The sequence below is a fragment of the Erwinia billingiae Eb661 genome (assembly GCF_000196615.1).
Taxonomy (GTDB): Bacteria; Pseudomonadota; Gammaproteobacteria; order Enterobacterales; family Enterobacteriaceae; genus Erwinia; species Erwinia billingiae.
The window spans coordinates 3,356,985-3,376,573 of record NC_014306.1; the positions used below are offsets into that span (position 1 = coordinate 3,356,985).

The window sequence follows — 19,589 nt, forward strand, 5'->3', positions numbered from 1 at the left end:
TGAGCGTAGCTGGGCGTTGAGATAAACAGATCGGCACTATTGGCGAAAACTTAAATTTTTTAGTCTTAAATGTCTGGAGTGAGAGATGACCCGCGTAAACCTGATCACCGGCTTTTTAGGCAGTGGCAAAACCACAACCCTGCTGCACCTGCTGGCCAATAAACCCGAAAATGAGCAGTGGGCCGTGCTGGTCAATGAGTTTGGTGAAGTCGGCATTGATGGTGCCCTGCTGGCAGACAGCGGTGCGATCCTGAAAGAGATCCCGGGCGGCTGCATGTGCTGCGTCAATGGATTACCGATGCAGGTCGGGTTGAATATGCTGCTGAGGCAGGCGAAGCCCGATCGCCTGCTGATTGAACCGACCGGTTTAGGCCATCCCAAACAGATCCTCGATATGCTGTCCGCCGAGGTTTACCGTCCGTGGCTGACGCTGGATGCCTCTTTATGTGTGCTGGATCCTCGCCAGCTTGCCGACCCACGCGTGGTGGAAAATGAAAATTTCCGCGACCAGCTGGCGGCCGCGGACATTATCGTCGCCAATAAAGAAGATCGCTGGCAGCAGGCAGATAAAGACGCGTTGGCGCAGTGGCAGGCAGCCGATGAACATCAGCGGCCCGTTGTTACCACCCACTTTGGCAAAATTGATCACGCTCTGCTGGCCGAACCGCGCATCAATCTGCGTCAGCTGCCAGCAGGTCAGCATCACGCCCATTCGCGTTCACAACCGCAGTCGGGCCTCGCGGCGCTGGCACTGACCTCGGGCGCGCGTTGGCGGCGGTCGTTGAATGCTGGCCAGGGTTATCATGCCTGCGGCTGGATATTCGACGCGGATACGGTGTTCGACACCATCGGGCTGCTGGAGTGGGTCCGGCTGGCGCCGGTTTCCCGCGTGAAAGGCGTTATGCGCATTGCGGAGGGATTAGTCAGTGTGAACCGTCAGGGAGACGACTTTCATATCGAAACCCGCGCGTCTTCCCCACCGGACAGTCGTATTGAGATGATCCATGAAGGAGAAGCCGACTGGAATGAACTACAATCTGCCTTGTTGAAACTTCGTTTAACTTTCACGGGTTAATCTGCCCGGTTATTATTTCTTAATAAATCCTTAACACAAATGACCACTAAACGTTTACTGATGATCCTGCTGCTGAACGCGCTGGGATTTGCGCTGTTTTTCTCATGGTATCTGCCTGAAAACCATGGCTTTTGGTTCCCGATAGATAAAGACCTTTTCTATTGGTTCAACACCCATCTGGTGACCAGCAAGCCGCTGCTTTGGCTGTTGGCTATCACTAACTTCCGCGCGTTTGATGGCGTGTCGTTGTTAGCAATGGGTGCGCTTTACCTGCATTTCTGGCGCCGTGAAACGCCCGTCGGCCGTCGCCGCCTGTTGGCGATCGGCATTGCGATGCTTATTTGTGCCGTGGTGCTGAATCAGCTGGGCCATTTAATTCCGGTTTCCCATCCCAGCCCGACCAAATTCTTCCCGGATGTGAATCACGTGTCGAAATTAACCGGCATTCCGGCGAAAGATGCCTCGGCAGATAGTTTCCCTGGCGATCACGGTATGATGCTGATGATATTTGCCTGCTTTATGCTGCGTTATTTCAGCCGCAGGGCATTTATGCTTGCCGTGGCGATTGTGCTGATCTTTGCCGCGCCACGGATCATGATTGGTGCGCACTGGTTTACCGATGTGGTAGTCGGTTCGCTCTCAATCGTGCTGGTGGGCATGAGCTGGTGCCTGATGACGCCGTTAAGTGACTTTATTGTAAATGCGTTATATCGTCATTTGCCGGGTAAATATAAGCCTGTTCAGTCATCTTCTTAGCAATAACGCCAGCCGTTAATGGGATAACAGGAAATCGTCCTGCCATTAACGGCTTAAAAAATCGTTAGCATCCTAATTAAGTGACACTCAAAAGATTTCATTATGGTTACAGCCCTCTTAAAATGGTGACTTAACGCCATTGTCCAGCGTGATTAATCTCACTTTTTTAGCATAGCCTTTTTTTTACCCAATTTTTCTCATATTTCCCTCAAGCTTTCCTCACGATTGTCGATATTGTAGGCGCATTCTTACATTTCTGTTTCACATCATAAAATCCTATAAAAAAGTCGCTAAAACCCCTCGCCACGGGGCTTGTATTCGGGTAACCTCAATTTCCATTAGGCTGCATTCGTAGACTAATTCCAGGATTTACACTCAAAACTGTGCGCTTTTCCACAATTTCGGGTTTCAGGAATTGTCTTAGACTGTTGCGCTAATTAATCTCGTTCCGTTTTATCACTTATCTAGCGACCTCGTCGTTAAGGACCTCAAGGGATCACAAACATAATGGTCAAGTCTCAACCAATACTGAGATATATCTGGCGGGTGTTACCCGCGGTCGCGTTAGCGACAGTTTTATCAGCATGTAGCTCGACGAATACCAGCAATAATGCACAAACTGATACTCATGCAGTTAAGGGCCAGAACGGCTTTTTACTTCAAGCGTCTCAGGATGAATTCGAACAGATGGTCCAAAATGTGGATATCAAATCCCGCCTGATGGATCAGTATGCAGACTGGAAAGGCGTTCGCTATCGCCTTGGCGGTACCAGCAAGCGCGGCATTGATTGTTCGGCATTTGTACAGACCACCTTCCGTGAGCAGTTTGGACTCGATCTGCCTCGTTCAACTTACGAGCAGGAAGACACCGGAAAGAGCATTAATCGTGGCAAGTTACGCCCAGGAGATTTAGTACTGTTCCGCGCCGGTTCCACCGGACGCCATGTCGGTATCTATCTTGGCAACGATAACTTTGTACACGCATCGACCAGCAGCGGCGTGATGATTTCGAATCTGAACGACAGCTACTGGAAGACGCGGTATCGCGAAGCTCGCCGGGTCCTTAGCCATATGCCTGGCTGATTTCAATCCCTTGAAGTCCGCGGAAAAACGAGATAACAGAACGCTGCTTCGGCAGCGTTTTTTTTGGTTTACAGGGACATAAAAAACGGCGCTCCCCGGAGATCCCCACAATGCCACTGACAAAAACGATAACGCGGCATGTGACCAATCCGCGCAAGATTGCCCAGTTTAGTGCCGCTATTGGCGTCTTATTATTTTTTCTCTTTATTGTCATTACCCTGCTTTTGCTCTGGCACCAGCGCGCCAGAAATCATGACCGGCTGGCCAGCGAAACCCAAAATTACGTCATTCATTCTTTGACAGAGCTGCGGCAGACGCTGGCGCCGTTACTCTCAGTCACCACCCTTTCCTGCCCTGCGGTAAACAGCACGCTGACGCAGAAGGCCGCCTTTGCCGGTAATATCCGGGCCATTTTACTGGTCAGTGATAATATCGCCTTTTGCTCTTCCGCCACTGGCGCCATGCAGGTCGCCGTTTCCCGGCTGTCACCAGACACGCAAACCAGCCATGCGTCTGATATCCAGCTCCTTGCCGACACGCCAATGGTGCCCGGTAAACCGGCGATTGCCTTGTGGTTAAAAGGCCCCGGCGCGCAGGGAAGTGGTGTCCTGACCACGCTAAATATTAACCTCACAGATTATCTGCTGATGGCCGCAACGCAGCAGGAAGTCAGTGGTATGGCCATCGTGGCAGGGAATAACGCGCTGACCACCTGGCAGCGACGGGTCATTTCCGTTAAAGACCTCCCCGCTTCCCCACTTAAAACCATCGCCATTCCTGGCTATGACATGACCCTGCAACTGTATGGCAAAACCTTGCCGGCAAAGGATATCAATCTGATCCTGCTGGCGGGGTTACTGCTGGGTCTGCTCGGCGGCAGCGGCTGCTTCCTGCTGATGACGCTGAAAATAAAGCCCGGCAAGGAGATCCTGCTGGGTATTAAGCGCGGTGAGTTTCATGTGGAGTATCAGCCGGTGGTCGAAGTTTCCACCGGCAAAGCAGTAGGACTGGAAGCGCTGCTGCGCTGGACGCACCCAACGGAAGGCCCTATCTCGCCAGATACCTTTATCAGCTATGCCGAAGGGAAAAATATGATTATCCCGCTGACCCGTCATCTGTTTCAGCTGGTCGCCAGGGATGCGCACAAATTTCGCCATGCGGTGCCTGCCGGCGTGAGCCTGGGATTAAATCTTTCTCCTAAGCACCTTATTGATGCCGGTTTTATTCAGGACGTGAAAAACTGGCTGGCTTCGATGCCCGTTAACCACTTCAGCTACATTTTCGAAATTACCGAACGGACGATGGTGGAAAAGAATAATGCTGATGAAGTGTTCGACTGGATCCACCAGCAGGGGATCCGCATTGCCATTGACGACTTTGGCACCGGGCACAGCGCATTAATCTATCTGGAACAGTTTAAGTTCGATTATTTAAAAATCGATCGCGGCTTTGTGCAAAGTATTGGCCTGCAAACCGTTACCTCACCGGTATTGGATACCGTATTAACGCTGGGCAGAACGCTTAATCTGCGCACCGTTGCCGAAGGGGTGGAAACCCAGCAGCAGGTCAGGTGGCTGCTTCAGCACGGCGTCACCTATATGCAGGGGTTTTATTTCAGCCGCCCGCGTACGGTTTCCCAGCTGATTGAATATTTTAATGAAGAGCGGGCGCGGGGTCCTGTGTCCCTGCCGGCCAACGACTGTCTGGAAGCGTAAAGTGCGGGATTTACGCATTGCTTCGCCTGTTCTCCTGCTGCTACGCTTGCACAGTGCGTTTTTTTCTCCCGGAGCCGAATAACACCATGATATTGCGCTGGTTTACTTTTTTACTCTTCAGCGTGACGGCTGCCGTCGCCCAGGCTGAAAATATCAATGAGAGTTATGCCTTCGCGCAACTCGGTGAACCCAAATACGCCACCGACTTCACCCACTACGACTATGCCAATCCTGCTGCGCCCAAAGGCGGCAGCGTCACGCTGTCGGCGATTGGCACCTATGACAACTTCAACCGCTTTGCGATGCGCGGCAATCCCGGTGCCGGTACAGACACCTTATATGATTCCCTGTTCACCACCTCCGATGATGAAACCGGCAGCTATTATCCGTTGATTGCCGAGTTCGCCCGTTATCCGGATGACAGCCGCTGGGTGGAAGTGACGCTGAACCCGCAGGCGCGATTCCAGGACGGATCGCCGATCACCGCCGACGACGTTGCCTTCACTTTTCACAAATTTATGACCGAAGGCGTGCCGCAGTATCGCGTGTTTTATAAAGGCGTGACGGCGAAAGCCATTTCCCGCCTGACCGTGCGTTTTGAACTGCCTGAAAGCGATCGCGATAAAATGCTTTCCCTGCTCTCGACGCCGGTATTTCCAGAGAAATTCTGGAAGGATCACAATCTGGGCGAACCGCTCGCCAGCCCGCCGTTATCCAGCGGCCCTTATCGCATTACCGCGTATAAAGTGGGCCAGTCGATCACCTATTCTCGCGTGAAGGATTACTGGGCCGCCAATTTACCGGTGAATAAAGGACGGTTTAATTTCGATACGCTGCGCTACGACTATTACCTTGATGACAACGTGGCCTTTGAAGCCTTTAAAGCCGGTGCGTTTGATTTTCGCACCGAAGGGTCGGCCAAAAAGTGGGCAACGCAATATCGCGGCAAGAACTTTGAGAATCACTTCATTACCAAAGACGAACAGCCGAATGATGTGGCCACTGCCAGCAGCTGGCTGGCGTTTAACGTGCAAAAACCGCAGTTCAGCGATCGTCGGGTGCGGGAAGCGATCTCCCTCGCCTTTGATTTTGAATGGATGAATAAAGCGCTGTTCTACCATGCCTATAACCGTACCAACAGCTATTTCCAGAACACCGAATATGCCGCGCGAAACTATCCGGATGCCAAAGAGCTTGAGCTGCTGGGCCCCTTAAAAGGCAAAATACCGGATGAGGTGTTTTCACAAATTTATCAGCCACCGAAAACCGACGGCAGCGGCTATGACCGGGCGAATTTGCTTAAGGCGCTGGCGCTGCTGAAACAGGCCGGCTGGGAGCTTAAAAATCAGAAGCTGACCAATGTGAAAACCGGCAAGCCCTTTACCTTTGAACTGTTGCTGCGCAGTGGCGGCAACGATCAGTGGGTACTGCCTTTCCAGCATACGCTGAGCAGATTGGGCATCACGCTGAACGTTCGCCAGGTCGACAGCTCGCAGTATCTCGCGCGCCTGCGCAAAAGTGATTTTGATATGCTGCCCTCGCCCTACCCGGCGATGACCTTCCCGGACAGCAATCTGCAATTCTACTGGGCGTCCTCTTTTATCAGTTCCAGCTATAACCGCCCGCATGTGATGAACCCGGTTCTCGATGAGCTAATCGCCCAGATCAACCAGCATCAGGGCGATCGGGCCGCGCTTCTGCCGTTGGGTCGCGCGCTGGATCGGGTGCTGACCTGGAGTTATTACATGATCCCGATGTGGTATAACGCCACCAACCGGTATGCTTACTGGAATAAGTTTTCAATGCCATCGACCCGCCCGACCTATTCTCTGGGCTTCGATAACTGGTGGTATGATGTGAACAAAGCCGCGCAGCTGCCGGCCCAACGTCGTTAAGGAGTCAGGATTGGGCGCTTATTTACTCCGCAGACTGCTGCTGGTGATCCCCACGCTGTGGGCGATCATCACCATCAATTTCTTTATCGTGCAGATTGCGCCCGGTGGGCCGGTCGATCAGGCTTTGGCGAATATTGAGTTTGGCCAGACCACCGGCATGCCGGGCGGCAACAGCGGTGAAAGTCAGAGCCGGGCCAAACTCAGTGCTAATCCCGGTGACAGCCAGTATCGCGGCTCGCGCGGCTTAGACCCGGAAGTGATCGCTGAGATCACTAAACGCTACGGGTTTGATAAACCGCTGTATGAACGCTACTTCACCATGCTGTGGAACTATGCCCGCTTTGATTTTGGCGACAGCCTGTTCCGCAGCAGCTCGGTGCTCCAACTGGTCAAGGACAGCCTGCCGGTCTCCATCACCCTCGGGTTATGGAGCACGCTGATCATTTATCTGGTCTCCATTCCGCTGGGGATCAAAAAAGCGGTGCGCAACGGCAGCGCCTTCGATATCTGGAGCAGCACGCTGATCATTATCGGCTATGCCATTCCCTCCTTCCTGTTCGGTATTTTATTGATCGTGCTGTTTGCCGGCGGCAGCTATCTCGACTGGTTCCCGCTGCGCGGCCTGGTGTCAGCGCAATTTGATTCGCTGCCGTGGTACGGCAAGATTGGAGATTATCTCTGGCACATTACCCTGCCGGTGATAGCCACGGTCATTGGCGGCTTTGCCACCCTGACCATGCTGACCAAGAACTCGTTTATGGATGAGATTCGCAAGCAGTATGTGGTGACCGCCCGTGCCAAAGGGCTGGATGAGAAGAAAATTCTCTATCGCCACGTGTTCCGTAACGCCATGCTGCTGGTGATTGCCGGTTTCCCGGCCACCTTTATCAGCATGTTTTTCACCGGCTCGCTGTTAATCGAAGTGATGTTCTCACTCAATGGCCTGGGCCTGCTGGGCTATGACGCCACTATTCAGCGCGACTATCCGGTGATGTTTGGCACGCTGTATATTTTCACGCTGATTGGCCTGCTGCTGAATATCCTTAGCGATATCACTTATACGCTGGTCGATCCGCGCATTGATTTTGAGGGACGATAATGAGCCGCTTAAGCCCCGTTAATCAGGCGCGCTGGGCGCGATTCCGTCATAACCGCCGCGGTTACTGGTCGCTGTGGATTTTTGCCATGCTGTTTGTGCTCTGCCTGGGTGCCGAGCTGCTGGCCAACGACAAGCCGCTGCTGGTGCATTATCACGACCGCACCTATTTCCCGCTGGTCATCGATTATGAAGAAACCGATTTTGGCGGCCCGCTGGCCACCGCAGCGGATTATCAGGATCCCTGGCTGAAGTCGCGTATTGATAAGGAAGGGTGGGCGATTTGGGCGCCGATCCGCTTCGGTGACGGCACCATTAACTTTGCCACCACGGTGCCCTTCCCTTCCCCACCTTCAGCGCAGAACTGGCTGGGCACCGACGCCAACGGCGGCGATGTGCTGGCGCGCATCCTCTACGGTATGCGCATCTCCCTGCTGTTTGGCCTGATGCTGACGCTGATTTCCAGCGTGATTGGGGTGATTGTTGGCGCCTCGCAGGGCTATTACGGCGGCAAAGTGGATTTATGGGGCCAGCGCTTTATTGAAGTCTGGTCCGGGATGCCAACGCTGTTCCTGATTATTCTGTTGTCGAGCGTCATCCAACCGGGTTTCTGGTGGCTACTGGCAATTACGGTGGTCTTTGGCTGGATGCAGTTGGTGGGCGTGGTCCGGGTGGAGTTTCTGCGCACCCGCAACTTCGACTACATTCGTGCTGCGCAGGCGCTGGGCGTAAGCGACCGTAAAATCATGTCGCGCCACATGTTGCCCAACGCGATGGTCGCCACGCTGACCTATCTGCCGTTTATCCTCTGTGGCTCGATCACCACGCTGACCTCGCTGGACTTCCTTGGCTTTGGCCTGCCGCTCGGTTCGCCTTCGCTGGGTGAACTGCTGTTGCAGGGCAAAAATAATCTGCAGGCGCCCTGGCTTGGCATCACCGCCTTCTTCTCGCTGGCGATCCTGCTGTCGCTGTTAATTTTTATCGGTGAAGCGGTTCGCGACGCCTTTGACCCCAGTAAGGTGTACTGATGACGCTGCTGACCGTTAAAAATTTAAGCATTGCCTTCCGCCAGGCGGGCGTTGACCGCCAGGTGGTCAGTGACCTGTCGCTGTCGGTGGATGCTGGCGAAACGCTGGCGCTGGTCGGCGAGTCGGGGTCCGGCAAAAGCGTGACCGCACTGTCAATGATGCGTCTGTTGCCCACGCCGCCGGTAATTTACCCGCAGGGGGAAATCCTGTTTAACGGCCAGGATGTGCTGAAGGCCGATGAACGCACCTTGCGCGGGCTGCGTGGCAACCGCATGGCAATGATATTTCAGGAACCGATGATCTCGCTGAACCCGCTGCACAGCATTGAGAAACAGCTGTACGAAGTGCTGTCGCTGCATCGCGGGATGCGTAAAGAGGCGGCGCGCGCGGAGATGCTGAGCTGTCTCGATCGGGTTGGCATCCGCCAGGCGGCGAAACGGCTGAATGATTTTCCGCACCAGCTTTCCGGCGGCGAGCGTCAGCGCGTGATGATCGCCATGGCGCTGTTGACGCAGCCACAGCTGTTGATTGCCGATGAACCGACCACCGCGCTGGATGTGACCGTGCAGGCGCAAATCCTGACGCTGCTGCGCGAGTTAAAGCAGGAGCTGAATATGGGCCTGCTGTTTATTACCCATAATCTGCGGATTGTCCGGCAGCTGGCAGACAATGTGGTGGTGATGCGCAACGGCCAGGCGGTGGAAACCAATAGCACCACACAACTGTTCAGTGCGCCGCAACATGCCTATACCCAGGCGCTGCTGAACGCCGAACCGGAAGGTCGACCGGAGCCGGCAGACGTCGATGCTGAGCCCTTGCTGCGGGTTAAAAATTTGCGGGTGGCCTTTCCGATCAAACAGGGCTTTTTACGGCGCATCACCGGCTACCATCATGCATTGAAGTCGTTAAGCTTTACCCTGCGGCCCGGCGAGAGTCTTGGGCTGGTAGGCGAGTCTGGCTCCGGTAAAAGCACCACCGGGCTGGCGCTACTCCGCCTGATCCAGTCCGAAGGTGAGATCTGGTTTAACGATCGGCCGCTTCATCAGTGGGATCGTCGTCAGATGCTGCCGGTTCGTCGTCAGGTGCAGGTGGTTTTCCAGGATCCCAACTCGTCGCTGAATCCGCGCCTTGACGTGCTGCAGATTATTGCCGAAGGCTTGCAGGTGCATCATCCCGATCTGAACGCGGCCCAGCGCGAAGCTAGAGTGATTGCGGCGATGGAGGAAGTGGGGCTGGATGCGGAAACGCGCCACCGCTATCCGGCAGAATTCTCCGGTGGCCAGCGCCAGCGCATTGCGATTGCCCGCGCGCTGATCCTTGAACCGCAGCTGATCATTCTGGATGAACCGACCTCTTCCCTCGATCGCTCGGTGCAGAAGCAGATTCTGGCCCTGTTGAAAAAACTGCAAAACACCCACCGGCTGGCGTATATCTTTATCAGCCACGATTTACAGGTGGTGCGCTCGCTCTGTCATCAGGTGGTGGTGTTGCGGGAAGGAGAAGTGGTTGAACAGGGAGAGTGCGAACAGCTGTTCGCTGCCCCGAAAGCCGACTATACCCGCCAGCTGCTGTCACTGGCCTGAGTCACTCTCTGCCTGATACGTTCAGGCAGAAGAGTCTTTAAGGGTTTCTGCAATGCCCACGCCGAAGTTTTTCAGGCGACAGGTGGTGGTGCACTCATCATGACGTGAGACAAACAGGCAAGGTTCCCCTCCCCACTCCACCACGGCACAATCGAGCTGGATTTCAGCCAGCGCGTCTTTAATCATCTGCATAATGTCCCACGCCTGCGCGCCCTGATGGCTGAGCAGCGTCAGACCGACCAGATCGTCATCGGCAGTGATGCTGTTAAGAATAAGCGGTTCGACACAGGTGCCGGTTGGCCCTGCGCCCCAACGATAACTTTGCGGTAAACGGTGTACCACCGAATGTTGTAACGTATTCACCCGAACTCCCCAGACCGGTACTGCAGTCTTCCAGCGGCCAAAGCCGTAAACGTTGCCATGAGAATGGCTTATTTTTGAGAAGTACCTCTCATTTTAACGTTATATTTACCGCGTTAACGGCGTGATAACAACCCCTTTTGTTGCATGAAGGTAACTTTTCGTTGGGTTATTTTCACATATCTATAACATTAGTGCGGGTAAAGCATTCAGGCAAGGTCTGGAAAGAAGGGATGTGACAGGGAATAAGCTGTGCGCCTTGCGACGCACAGTCGGTATCAGGCAGCCGCGCCCTTACGTGGACGGGTGGCGTAGATGAACAGCAGGATGGACAGGGTCGCGCAGATAAAGATAGATCCCACCATTGGCCAGGCGCTCTGGAATGACAGCGTGGAAAGCAACGCCCCCACCAGCGCACCGACACCAAAGCGTAACGTCCCGGCCAGTGAAGACGCGGTACCCGCCATATGCGGAAACTCTTCGAGGATCACCGCCATTGCATTCGATGACACCATCGCCACGCAGCCGATAAACATTGCCACGCCAAACACCAGAGGCAGGAAGCCAAGGTTAAGCGCACTGACGATCACCATCCACACCGCCATGGTGAACTGCACCAGCAGCCCGAAGCGGAACATCGCCAGCGGGCCGAAACGGCGCACCGAACGGCTGTTCAGCAGGGTCATCAGGAACAGGAACACCACGTTAAGCGCAAAGTAGTAGCCAAAATCCTGCGGCGTGATGTGGTTCAGCTCAATATAGACAAACGGCCCGGCATTAAGGAAAGAGAACAGCCCGGCAAACGAGAAGCCGCTGGCCAGCATATAGCTGAATACCCGCTTATGGCGGAACAGCGACAGGAAGTTACCCATCGTGGTGCGCAGATGGAATTTTTGCCGCTTATCTTTGGGAAGCGTCTCTTTAATCTGCGTGACCACCAGCACGGTGGTGATGACAGCCGCGCCGGAGATGGTCCAGAAAATGGCGTGCCAGCTCCACAGCAACAGCAGCCAGCCACCGACAATCGGCGCCATCAGCGGGGCGATAGTGGTCACCAGCATCACAAACGACATCATGCGTGAAAACTCCTCTTTCGAGTAGGTATCACGCATTAACGCACTGATCACCACGCTCCCGGCCGCCGCCGACAGGCCATGCAACAGGCGCATAAAGATCAGCTGGTCGATGGTTTGCGACATCGCACAGGCCGCGGCCGCGACGGCAAAAATCAGCGTGCCGGCGGCAATCACCGGTTTGCGGCCAAAGCTGTCGGCCAGCGGGCCATAAATTAGCTGACCCAGGGCAAATCCAAGAATGTAGATATTCAGCGTCATCTGCACGCTGCCTGCCGACACCCCGAATTCACGAGCAATTTGCGGTAGCGCAGGCAGATACATATCAATCGACAACGGCATTAACATGGCCAACAGGCCGAGGATCACCACCAGTCCCACTGATGAGTTCTTGTCCTTACGCACCCTCATTGCTCCTCACTTCCGGTTTGCTCTTTAAATGTTATTAGCGGGGAACGACCACACTGGCAATTTCTTCTGCCGTCAGTGGGCGATATTCCCCTTCTCCCAGGTCTTCATCCATCACGATGGCACCAATGCGCTCACGGTGTAATGCCACAACGTGGTTACCCACCGCTGCAAACATCCGTTTCACCTGGTGATAACGTCCTTCGCTGATGGTCAGACGTACCTGGCACTCGCTGACCACTTCCAGCGTGGCGGGTTTAGTCAGGTATTTCTCGTTGTGCAGCTGTACACCCGCCGTGAACTGCGCGGCGGTGTCATCGGCAAGCGGTGACTCCAGCGTTACCAGGTAGGTTTTTTCGCAATGATGGCGAGGAGAAGTAATCCGGTGTGACCACTGACCGTCATCGGTCATCAGTACCAGGCCGGTGGTATCGATGTCCAGTCGCCCTGCCGCATGCAGTTTGTAGGCGGTGGGCTCTTCGAGGAAATACAGCACGGTAGGATGATCCGGATCGTCAGTAGAGCAGACGTAGCCTTGTGGCTTGTTCAGCATAAAGTAGCGCGGGCCGAACTGCAGGTGCAGCGGATTACCGTCATATTCTACCTGGTTTTCCGGCTTGAGCTTGAAGGCTCCCTGCCTGACCACTTCCCCGTCTACGGTGACTTTATGAGCCCGCAGCTCACGAAGGGCAATCGCCCGGCTGATTTCCAGTTGCTGAGACAAAAATTTATCAAGTCGCATTAAATCTGCACTGCCTGTTTAAATGAGAATGAAACCGACGCACCGCTAACCGGCACGTTTGAAGAGAGAATCTCGAAATGAACCCACAGTATATCGGGAGTTAGGCCTCAGGCACAGAGGCTGACAGGCATCAATGCTGCTTTCGTGGCATAATGCGGTTTTGCTCCCAGATTGCCTGAAAATTCATGTCGTTTACCCTACGCCCTTATCAACAGGAAGCGGTTGATGCCACGCTCAGCTACTTCCGTCGCTCCCATCAGCCCGCCGTTATCGTGCTGCCTACCGGTGCGGGCAAAAGTCTGGTGATTGCTGAACTTGCCCGTCTGGCAAAAGGTCGGGTGTTGGTCCTCGCGCATGTGAAAGAGCTGGTGGCGCAAAATCACAGCAAATATCAGGCTTACGGTCTGGAAGCCGATATCTTTGCCGCCGGGCTGCAACGCAAAGAGAGCCGCAGCAAAGTGGTCTTTGGCAGCGTGCAGTCCGTGGCACGCAATCTGGCGCAGTTCGATGCGGAATTCACCCTGCTGATCGTCGATGAATGTCACCGCATCAGCGATGCCGACGACAGCCAGTATCAGCAAATCCTCGCGCATCTGCGCCAGCGCAATCCTCACCTTCGTCTGCTGGGCCTGACCGCCACGCCCTACAGGCTCGGCAAAGGCTGGATTTACCAGTTCCATTACCACGGTATGGTGCGCGGCAACGAACGCGCGCTGTTCCGCGACTGCATCTATGAACTGCCGCTGCGCTATATGATTAAGCATGGCTTTCTGGTGCCGCCTGAACGGCTGGATATGCCGGTGGTGCAATACGATTTCAGCCGTCTGACCGCTAACGAGAATGGCCTGTTCAGCGAAGCCGATCTCAACCGGGAACTGAAGCAGCAACAGCGCATCACCCCGCATATCATTCAGCAGATCGTCGAGTTCGCGCAGGATCGCCAGGGCGTAATGATTTTTGCCTCAACGGTTGAACATGCGAAAGAGGTACTGGGCCTGCTGCCCGGCAGTAAAGCGCTGATCAGCGCCGGAACGCCCGGCCCCGAGCGCGATGCGCTGATTACCGCATTTAAAGCCCGCGAACTACGTTATATGGTCAACGTTGCGGTGCTGACCACCGGTTTCGATGCCCCGCATGTCGATCTGATCGCCATCCTGCGGCCGACGGAATCGGTCAGCCTCTATCAGCAAATCGTCGGACGGGGATTGCGCCTGTCCCCAGGAAAAACCGACTGCCTGATCCTCGATTATGCCGGCAATCCCCACGATATTTTCACCCCGGAAGTCGGCGCGCCGAAAGGCAAAAGCGATAACCAGCCGGTGCAGGTGTTTTGCCCTGCCTGCGGCTTTGCCAATACCTTCTGGGGAAAAACCACCGCCGATGGCACCATCATCGAGCATTTTGGCCGCCGCTGTCAGGGCGTGCTGGAAGACGATGACGGCGAACGCGAACAGTGCGATTTCCGCTTCCGCTTTAAAAGCTGCCCGCACTGTAATGCCGAAAACGATATTGCCGCGCGAAGATGTCACCAGTGTGACGCGATCCTCGTCGATCCCGACGATATGCTGAAGGCGGCGCTGAAACTGAAGGATGCGCTGGTGCTGCGGTGTGCCGCGATGGTGCTGGAAAGCGGTGCTGATGAGAAGGGAGAATGGCTGAAGGCGCGCTATTACGATGAAGAGGCAACGGAAGTCAGCGAGCGGTTCCGACTCACCACGCCGGCGCAACGAACCGCCTTCGAGCAGATTTTCCTGCGTCCGCATCAGCGTGCACCGGGCGTGCCGCTCGGCTGGAAAACCGCTGCGGATATCGTCGCCCTGCAGCCGCTGCTGCGCCAGCCGGACTTTGTGGTGGCCCGCAAGCAGCGTCATTACTGGCAGATCCGTGAGAAGATGTTCGATTATCAGGGCCGCTACCGCCGCGCCAACGAACTTCGTTAAGGCATCCGCTTTAATACATTGCCCGCACAGCCTTAGTTGGGCTATACTTCGCCCCGCTTTTGCTAATGCAAAAGTTGAACACTCCAACCTGTTGCTGGGTCGCCTGTAACAGGATCATCAGATAAAGAGATTGAACAATGTTCACTATCAATGTTGAAGAACGTAAAGAGCAGGGCAAGGGTGCGAGCCGCCGCCTGCGTTTAGCTAACAAATTCCCAGCCATCATCTATGGCGGTGAAGTTGCACCAATAGCTATCGAACTGGATCACGACTCAGTAATGAACATCCAGGCTAAGCCTGGTTTCTACACTGACGTTCTGACCCTGGTCGTCAACGGTAAAGAAGAAAAAGTAAAAGTGCAGGCTGTTCAGCGTCACCCGTTCAAGCCAAAACTGCACCACATCGACTTCGTTCGCGCTTAATCGCCTGACCGAAATCGTTTGAAGAAAACGCCGCTTATGCGGCGTTTTTTTTTGCCTTAACCGCCGCTGCTCCGACGCTGCAGCTGGTCGCGCAGGTTTGGTGGCGTGCCTTTAATGGTGAGCGTGTCGGTCGCCGGATCCCAAAAAATACGTTCGCCTAACAGCAATGCATCGAAGTTCAGCGTCATTCCGCCGCCGCTTCCGGCGAACTTGGTCAGCTGACGCAGCGTACCGCGATCGGCCGGGAAGCTCTCTTCCAGCTCGTAACCCTGCTCCTGAGTGAACGCCTGGAAAGTTTTCTCGCCCAGCGGCGCCAGCTCGTTGGACAAGCCTTCCAGCTCGATCTCTTCACCGGCTTTTAACTGCTCGCTGCAATAGCTGTGCACCTGCTGACGGTAGTTCTGCCGCTCGTTTTTATCGAGACTGGCCTCAGAACAGTAGTCATCAACCGCCTGCAACAGACCCCGGTTTTGCGCTTTGGTATCCAGACCGACGCTGGCACCGAGGAAATCCATAAAGAAGTCGGAAACTTTGCGGCCCACGCGACCCCGCAGGAAGGTCAGGTAGCGGGTGGATTCCGGATTGGTTTCCCATTCCGTCAAATCGATGCGTGCAACGATGTCCGCATGATTGATATCAAGATAATGGGTGCTGCTGATATCCAGCGCTTCATTGACGCGCATACTGTTCTGGCTGTTCAACACGGCAACCAGCAAATACTCAACCGCCAGGTAGCGATAATGGCCGAACAGCACGATGCCGCCTTCAGCGAACGGGTATTTGGCCAGCTCATCACGCAGGCGACCGGTGGCTGCCCGGCTGAAAGCCAGAAAATCGTCTTCGCCTTTGCGGCAGTTACGCAACGCATCCGCCAGTTCGCTCTCTTCATTAAACAGGCCATAAGCCTTGCTCTTGGCGCTGTAAACGCGGTGCAACTCTTCCATCATTTCGGTGACGGGCGCATTGGCAGGCAGCAGCGATTCGCGCAGCACCAGCTCAAGCGTCTGTTCATCGCGCTTGATCAGCTGGTGGAGGGCAATCTGCTCGATATCCAGACTCATGGTAGACTCTCCTTTTAACGTAGGCGCGTATTCAATCACCGAGTGTCGCTACGATCAACAGGCAACAACATTAACCTGATACTGACGATAAAAGTGCAGAAAAAATCCCGGTTTTACGGTAAGATGCCGCCCTTTAATACTCAATAAATTCGACGTTATGCCACAATCATCTCGCTACAGTGACGACCGCGTGGAGAAACTCCTCGCTGAACTGGCCCATGTACTTGAAAAAGACAAGGCCCCGACCGATCTTTCCCTGATGGTACTGGGAAATATGGTCACCAATTTGTTAAATACCAGCGTGGCACCGGCTCAACGCCGCTCGCTGGCACGCTCGTTCGCCGAGGCCTTACAGGCTTCCGTGCGCGATGATAAAGCCCATTAATTTGATGATCCTGACCCTGTTATGGTAACCAATCGGCAGCGCTACCGAGAGAAAGTCTCCCAGATGATTAGCTGGGGGCACTGGTTCGCCCTCTTTAATATCATCTTTGCCTTTATTCTTGGCAGCCGTTACCTGTTTGTCTCCGACTGGCCAGCCTCGCTGGCCGGGCGCATTTATGCGTTCACCAGTTGGATGGGTCACTTCAGCTTTATCGTTTTTGCCGCCTATCTGCTGATCGTCTTCCCGCTCACCTTTGTGGTGATGTCCCAGAGGTTGCTGCGCTTCCTTTCGGCCATTATCGCCACGGCTGGCCTGACGCTGATCCTGATCGACAGTGCCGTCTTTAACCGCTTCCACCTGCACCTTAATCCGGTGGTGTGGGAGCTGGTGGTCAATCCCGATCAGACCGAGATGGCACGTGACTGGCAGCTGATGTTTATCAGCGTGCCGGCTATTTTCCTGGTAGAGATGCTGTTTGCCACCTGGAGCTGGCAGAAGCTGCGCAGCCTTAACCGGCGCAGTTTCGGTAAGCCGCTGGCGGTGCTGTTTATTGTGGCGTTCTTTACCAGCCACCTGATGTATATCTGGGCTGACGCCAACTTCTATCGCCCGATTACCATGCAGCGTTCCAATCTGCCTTTATCCTATCCAATGACCGCGCGTCGCTTCCTTGAGAAGCACGGTCTGCTGGATGCTCAGGAGTATCAGCGCCGGCTGGTGCAACAGGGTAATCCTGAAGCGGTGTCCGTGGCCTATCCGCTGAACGACATCACCTTCCGCGATAAGGGCACCGGCAGTAATTTACTGATTATCACCGTCGACGGTTTGAATGAGTCGACGATAGCCAAATCGCTGCCGCATCTGGCGCAATTTGCTCAGCAGAACGTCCGCTTCACGCAGCATTACAGCTCCGGCAACAATGCAGACAGTGGATTATTTGGCCTGTTTTACGGTATTTCCGCCAGCTATATGGACGGCGTGCTCTCCAACCGCGTTCCTTCTGCGCTGGTGGATTCACTGGGCAAACAGGGCTATCAGTTTGGCCTGTTTGCTGCGGATGGCTTTGCCTCACCGTTATACCGTCAGGCGCTGTTAGCGGATTATTCATTGCCGCCTTCGCAGCCGCAGTCCAATGCGCAAACCACCGCGCAATGGCAACGCTGGCTTGAAGGACAGAAATCACAAAGCTCGCCGTGGTTCTCCTATCTTTCGCTGGATGGCAACGACACCCCGGACAATGGCGGCAAGAATATTGCCCGCCGCTATAACCGCACTGCGGCCGATGTGGACAAGCAAATCCAGCAAGTGCTGACCACGCTGCAGGAGAAAGGCCTGCTGGATAAAACCGTGGTGGTGATCACCGCCGAGCATGGCGTGGCGTTAGATGGCGATGACAGTCTGGGCAATCGCGCAAATCTTCAGGTGCCGTTGATTGTTCACTGGCCGAATACGCCAGCGCAGCAGGTGGACAAGCTGACCGACCATCAGGATATTATGACCACGCTGATGCAGCGCCTGTTGCATGTCAGCACCCCTGCGGCTGACTATTCTCAGGGTGAAGATCTGTTCGCAGCGCAGCGCCGCCATGACTGGGTAGCCAGCACCAACGAGCGCCAGTTGGTGATCACCACCCCTGACGTGACGCTGGTGTTGGATAACAGCGGTAGCTACACCGCGTGGGATAAGAATGGTCATCGCCTGAAAGACCATAAACCTCAGTTGGGCCTGCTGCTGCAGGTACTGACAGAAGAGAAGCGGTTTATCGCTAACTGACAGGCCTGAATGGCGAAGTTTACCGGCTATGTTGTGGGCCAGACACGCTTGCCCTTCTCGCCTGCAGTGCGATAAAGGTGTTTAAATTCATAGCACTCACACAACCGACCACTTGCAATCAACGTTGTTTTGAGTAGTATTAACCCCACGTGTCGGCACGTAGCGCAGCCTGGTAGCGCACGGTCATGGGGTGTCCGGGGTCGGAGGTTCAAATCCTCTCGTGCCGACCAAAAAATTCGCGCATTAGGTCATATTAAATTTTCGTGACCGCGCACCTTCAAGGAAAACCTGCTGGCATGGAAAGCCCAATCCGCATTTTTGTCATCAATTTAAAATCCTCAGTCACCAGGCGTGAATCCCTGCAAAGGCGTCTTGATGAGCTGAATCTGACGGCTGAGTTTATTGAGGCGGTCAATGGCCACAACCTCAGTGAAAGTGAGTTAGCTGAACATACCCTTCCCGTAAACTACGCTTATATGAAAGGTGAAGTCGGTTGTGCTCTGAGCCACCAACTAATTTATAAAAAAATGGTCGCTGGCAATATTGCTACGGCGCTAATTCTTGAAGACGATGTATACCTCCCTGATAATTTGCCAGTTATACTTTCTCAAATTAAACTCACAGCTCATCTACCTGAAGTTACCCTGTTAAGCAGAGTAAACAAGTTCTGCAACCGAAATCACCGCATCCTCACGCCAGACTACACATTGCACCCTGTTCATCAAGCGACGACGGCTCACGGCTATGTGATCACCAGACAAGCGGCAGCTAATCTACTCGCAGCACTCTATCCCATTTGGATGGTAGCGGATAAATGGAGGCTGTTTGAAGACTATGGCTGGATCAAAGTGAATGCTATCGTCCCCGCCCTTGTAACCCTGAGCGCTGCTTCTTCAGATTCAACGATTAATAGTCAGAAAGGCTCTGAAGAAGTTAACAATAAGAAAAAAGCCTTGTGGGAAGAGCTAATGCGAAAAAGGCCTTTGCGAGTGAAAGCAAAATGTCGTCTGCGCCGGGCTTTGGTACCGCTAATTTATGGTGTAACCGATCAAAAGAAAGGTCCCTAAGCCTGTTTACACCCTAAGAATCTCTCAAACCTCAGATTAAGCTGGTCGCACAATACGTGGCGAAAGTCTCAATCCACCACACTGAAACAAAACTGTCACACGATTAACATATGCTGTCGCTACACTT

17 protein-coding genes and 1 tRNA gene are annotated in these 19,589 nt (G+C 54.2%); 14 read left to right on the plus strand and 4 right to left on the minus strand.

The window, feature by feature from the left end; genetic code table 11:
- Window positions 1–85 precede the first annotated feature (85 nt).
- The 8 genes from EBC_RS16760 (at window position 86) to yejF (ending at window position 10,231) form a co-directional block, all read left to right on the plus strand.
- Complete coding sequence (locus EBC_RS16760; RefSeq protein WP_013203023.1) at window positions 86–1,075, plus strand: CobW family GTP-binding protein; 990 nt, start codon at window positions 86–88, stop codon at window positions 1,073–1,075.
- 39 nt (window positions 1,076–1,114) lie between these two features.
- Complete coding sequence (locus EBC_RS16765) at window positions 1,115–1,831, plus strand: phosphatase PAP2 family protein (protein WP_013203024.1); 717 nt, start codon at window positions 1,115–1,117, stop codon at window positions 1,829–1,831.
- Window positions 1,832–2,338: 507 nt separating this feature from the next.
- Complete coding sequence (mepS, locus tag EBC_RS16770; protein WP_013203025.1) at window positions 2,339–2,914, plus strand: bifunctional murein DD-endopeptidase/murein LD-carboxypeptidase; 576 nt, start codon at window positions 2,339–2,341, stop codon at window positions 2,912–2,914.
- A gap of 110 nt (window positions 2,915–3,024) precedes the next feature.
- Window positions 3,025–4,629, plus strand: a complete 1,605-nt coding sequence (locus tag EBC_RS16775; protein ID WP_013203026.1) for a cyclic di-GMP phosphodiesterase — start codon at window positions 3,025–3,027, stop codon at window positions 4,627–4,629.
- A gap of 86 nt (window positions 4,630–4,715) precedes the next feature.
- Window positions 4,716–6,524 carry an extracellular solute-binding protein gene (locus EBC_RS16780; RefSeq protein WP_013203027.1) on the plus strand — a complete coding sequence of 603 codons (1,809 nt, stop codon included), beginning with the start codon at window positions 4,716–4,718 and terminating at the stop codon, window positions 6,522–6,524.
- A gap of 10 nt (window positions 6,525–6,534) precedes the next feature.
- Window positions 6,535–7,623, plus strand: coding sequence for a microcin C ABC transporter permease YejB (locus tag EBC_RS16785; RefSeq protein WP_013203028.1), 1,089 nt, complete (start codon window positions 6,535–6,537; stop codon window positions 7,621–7,623).
- Window positions 7,623–8,648, plus strand: a complete 1,026-nt coding sequence (locus EBC_RS16790; RefSeq protein ID WP_013203029.1) for a microcin C ABC transporter permease — start codon at window positions 7,623–7,625, stop codon at window positions 8,646–8,648. Before EBC_RS16785 ends, EBC_RS16790 begins: the two co-directional genes overlap by 1 nt.
- Window positions 8,648–10,231, plus strand: coding sequence for a microcin C ABC transporter ATP-binding protein YejF (gene yejF / locus EBC_RS16795; protein WP_013203030.1), 1,584 nt, complete (start codon window positions 8,648–8,650; stop codon window positions 10,229–10,231). Before EBC_RS16790 ends, yejF begins: the two co-directional genes overlap by 1 nt.
- A gap of 21 nt (window positions 10,232–10,252) precedes the next feature.
- On the opposite strand, the gene EBC_RS16800 is transcribed toward yejF, so the two are convergent.
- From EBC_RS16800 to rsuA, 3 genes are all read right to left on the minus strand, one after another.
- Window positions 10,253–10,594 carry a YejG family protein gene (locus tag EBC_RS16800; RefSeq protein WP_013203031.1) on the minus strand — a complete coding sequence of 114 codons (342 nt, stop codon included), beginning with the start codon at window positions 10,592–10,594 and terminating at the stop codon, window positions 10,253–10,255.
- A 275-nt stretch (window positions 10,595–10,869) separates the two neighbouring features.
- Window positions 10,870–12,069 carry a Bcr/CflA family multidrug efflux MFS transporter gene (locus EBC_RS16805; protein WP_013203032.1) on the minus strand — a complete coding sequence of 400 codons (1,200 nt, stop codon included), beginning with the start codon at window positions 12,067–12,069 and terminating at the stop codon, window positions 10,870–10,872.
- A gap of 40 nt (window positions 12,070–12,109) precedes the next feature.
- Window positions 12,110–12,814 (minus strand): 16S rRNA pseudouridine(516) synthase RsuA, encoded by a 705-nt coding sequence (gene rsuA, locus EBC_RS16810; RefSeq protein WP_013203033.1) that lies wholly within the window; start codon window positions 12,812–12,814, stop codon window positions 12,110–12,112.
- Between the two features lie 185 nt (window positions 12,815–12,999).
- On the opposite strand from rsuA, the gene EBC_RS16815 reads away from it, so the two are divergent.
- Window positions 13,000–14,754, plus strand: coding sequence for a DEAD/DEAH box helicase (locus EBC_RS16815; RefSeq protein ID WP_013203034.1), 1,755 nt, complete (start codon window positions 13,000–13,002; stop codon window positions 14,752–14,754).
- Between the two features lie 137 nt (window positions 14,755–14,891).
- On the plus strand, window positions 14,892–15,176 hold the full coding sequence (rplY, locus tag EBC_RS16820) for a 50S ribosomal protein L25 (RefSeq protein ID WP_013203035.1): 285 nt from the start codon (window positions 14,892–14,894) through the stop codon (window positions 15,174–15,176).
- 56 nt (window positions 15,177–15,232) lie between these two features.
- Here rplY and yejK read toward each other — a convergent pair whose 3' ends face one another.
- Window positions 15,233–16,237 carry a nucleoid-associated protein YejK gene (gene yejK / locus EBC_RS16825; protein WP_013203036.1) on the minus strand — a complete coding sequence of 335 codons (1,005 nt, stop codon included), beginning with the start codon at window positions 16,235–16,237 and terminating at the stop codon, window positions 15,233–15,235.
- Between the two features lie 157 nt (window positions 16,238–16,394).
- Between yejK and EBC_RS16830 the strand changes: the two genes are divergently transcribed.
- The 4 genes from EBC_RS16830 (at window position 16,395) to EBC_RS16845 (ending at window position 19,462) form a co-directional block, all read left to right on the plus strand.
- On the plus strand, window positions 16,395–16,622 hold the full coding sequence (locus EBC_RS16830) for a YejL family protein (RefSeq protein WP_013203037.1): 228 nt from the start codon (window positions 16,395–16,397) through the stop codon (window positions 16,620–16,622).
- Between the two features lie 21 nt (window positions 16,623–16,643).
- The gene (gene yejM, locus EBC_RS16835) at window positions 16,644–18,395 is read left to right on the plus strand and encodes an LPS biosynthesis-modulating metalloenzyme YejM (protein ID WP_013203038.1); all 1,752 of its coding nucleotides are present in this window, start codon (window positions 16,644–16,646) and stop codon (window positions 18,393–18,395) included.
- A gap of 153 nt (window positions 18,396–18,548) precedes the next feature.
- Window positions 18,549–18,625 (plus strand) — tRNA-Pro (locus tag EBC_RS16840).
- A gap of 66 nt (window positions 18,626–18,691) precedes the next feature.
- Window positions 18,692–19,462: a glycosyltransferase family 25 protein gene (locus EBC_RS16845; protein ID WP_013203039.1), complete on the plus strand. Its 771-nt coding sequence runs from the start codon at window positions 18,692–18,694 to the stop codon at window positions 19,460–19,462.
- The last annotated feature ends 127 nt before the right edge of the window (window positions 19,463–19,589 follow it).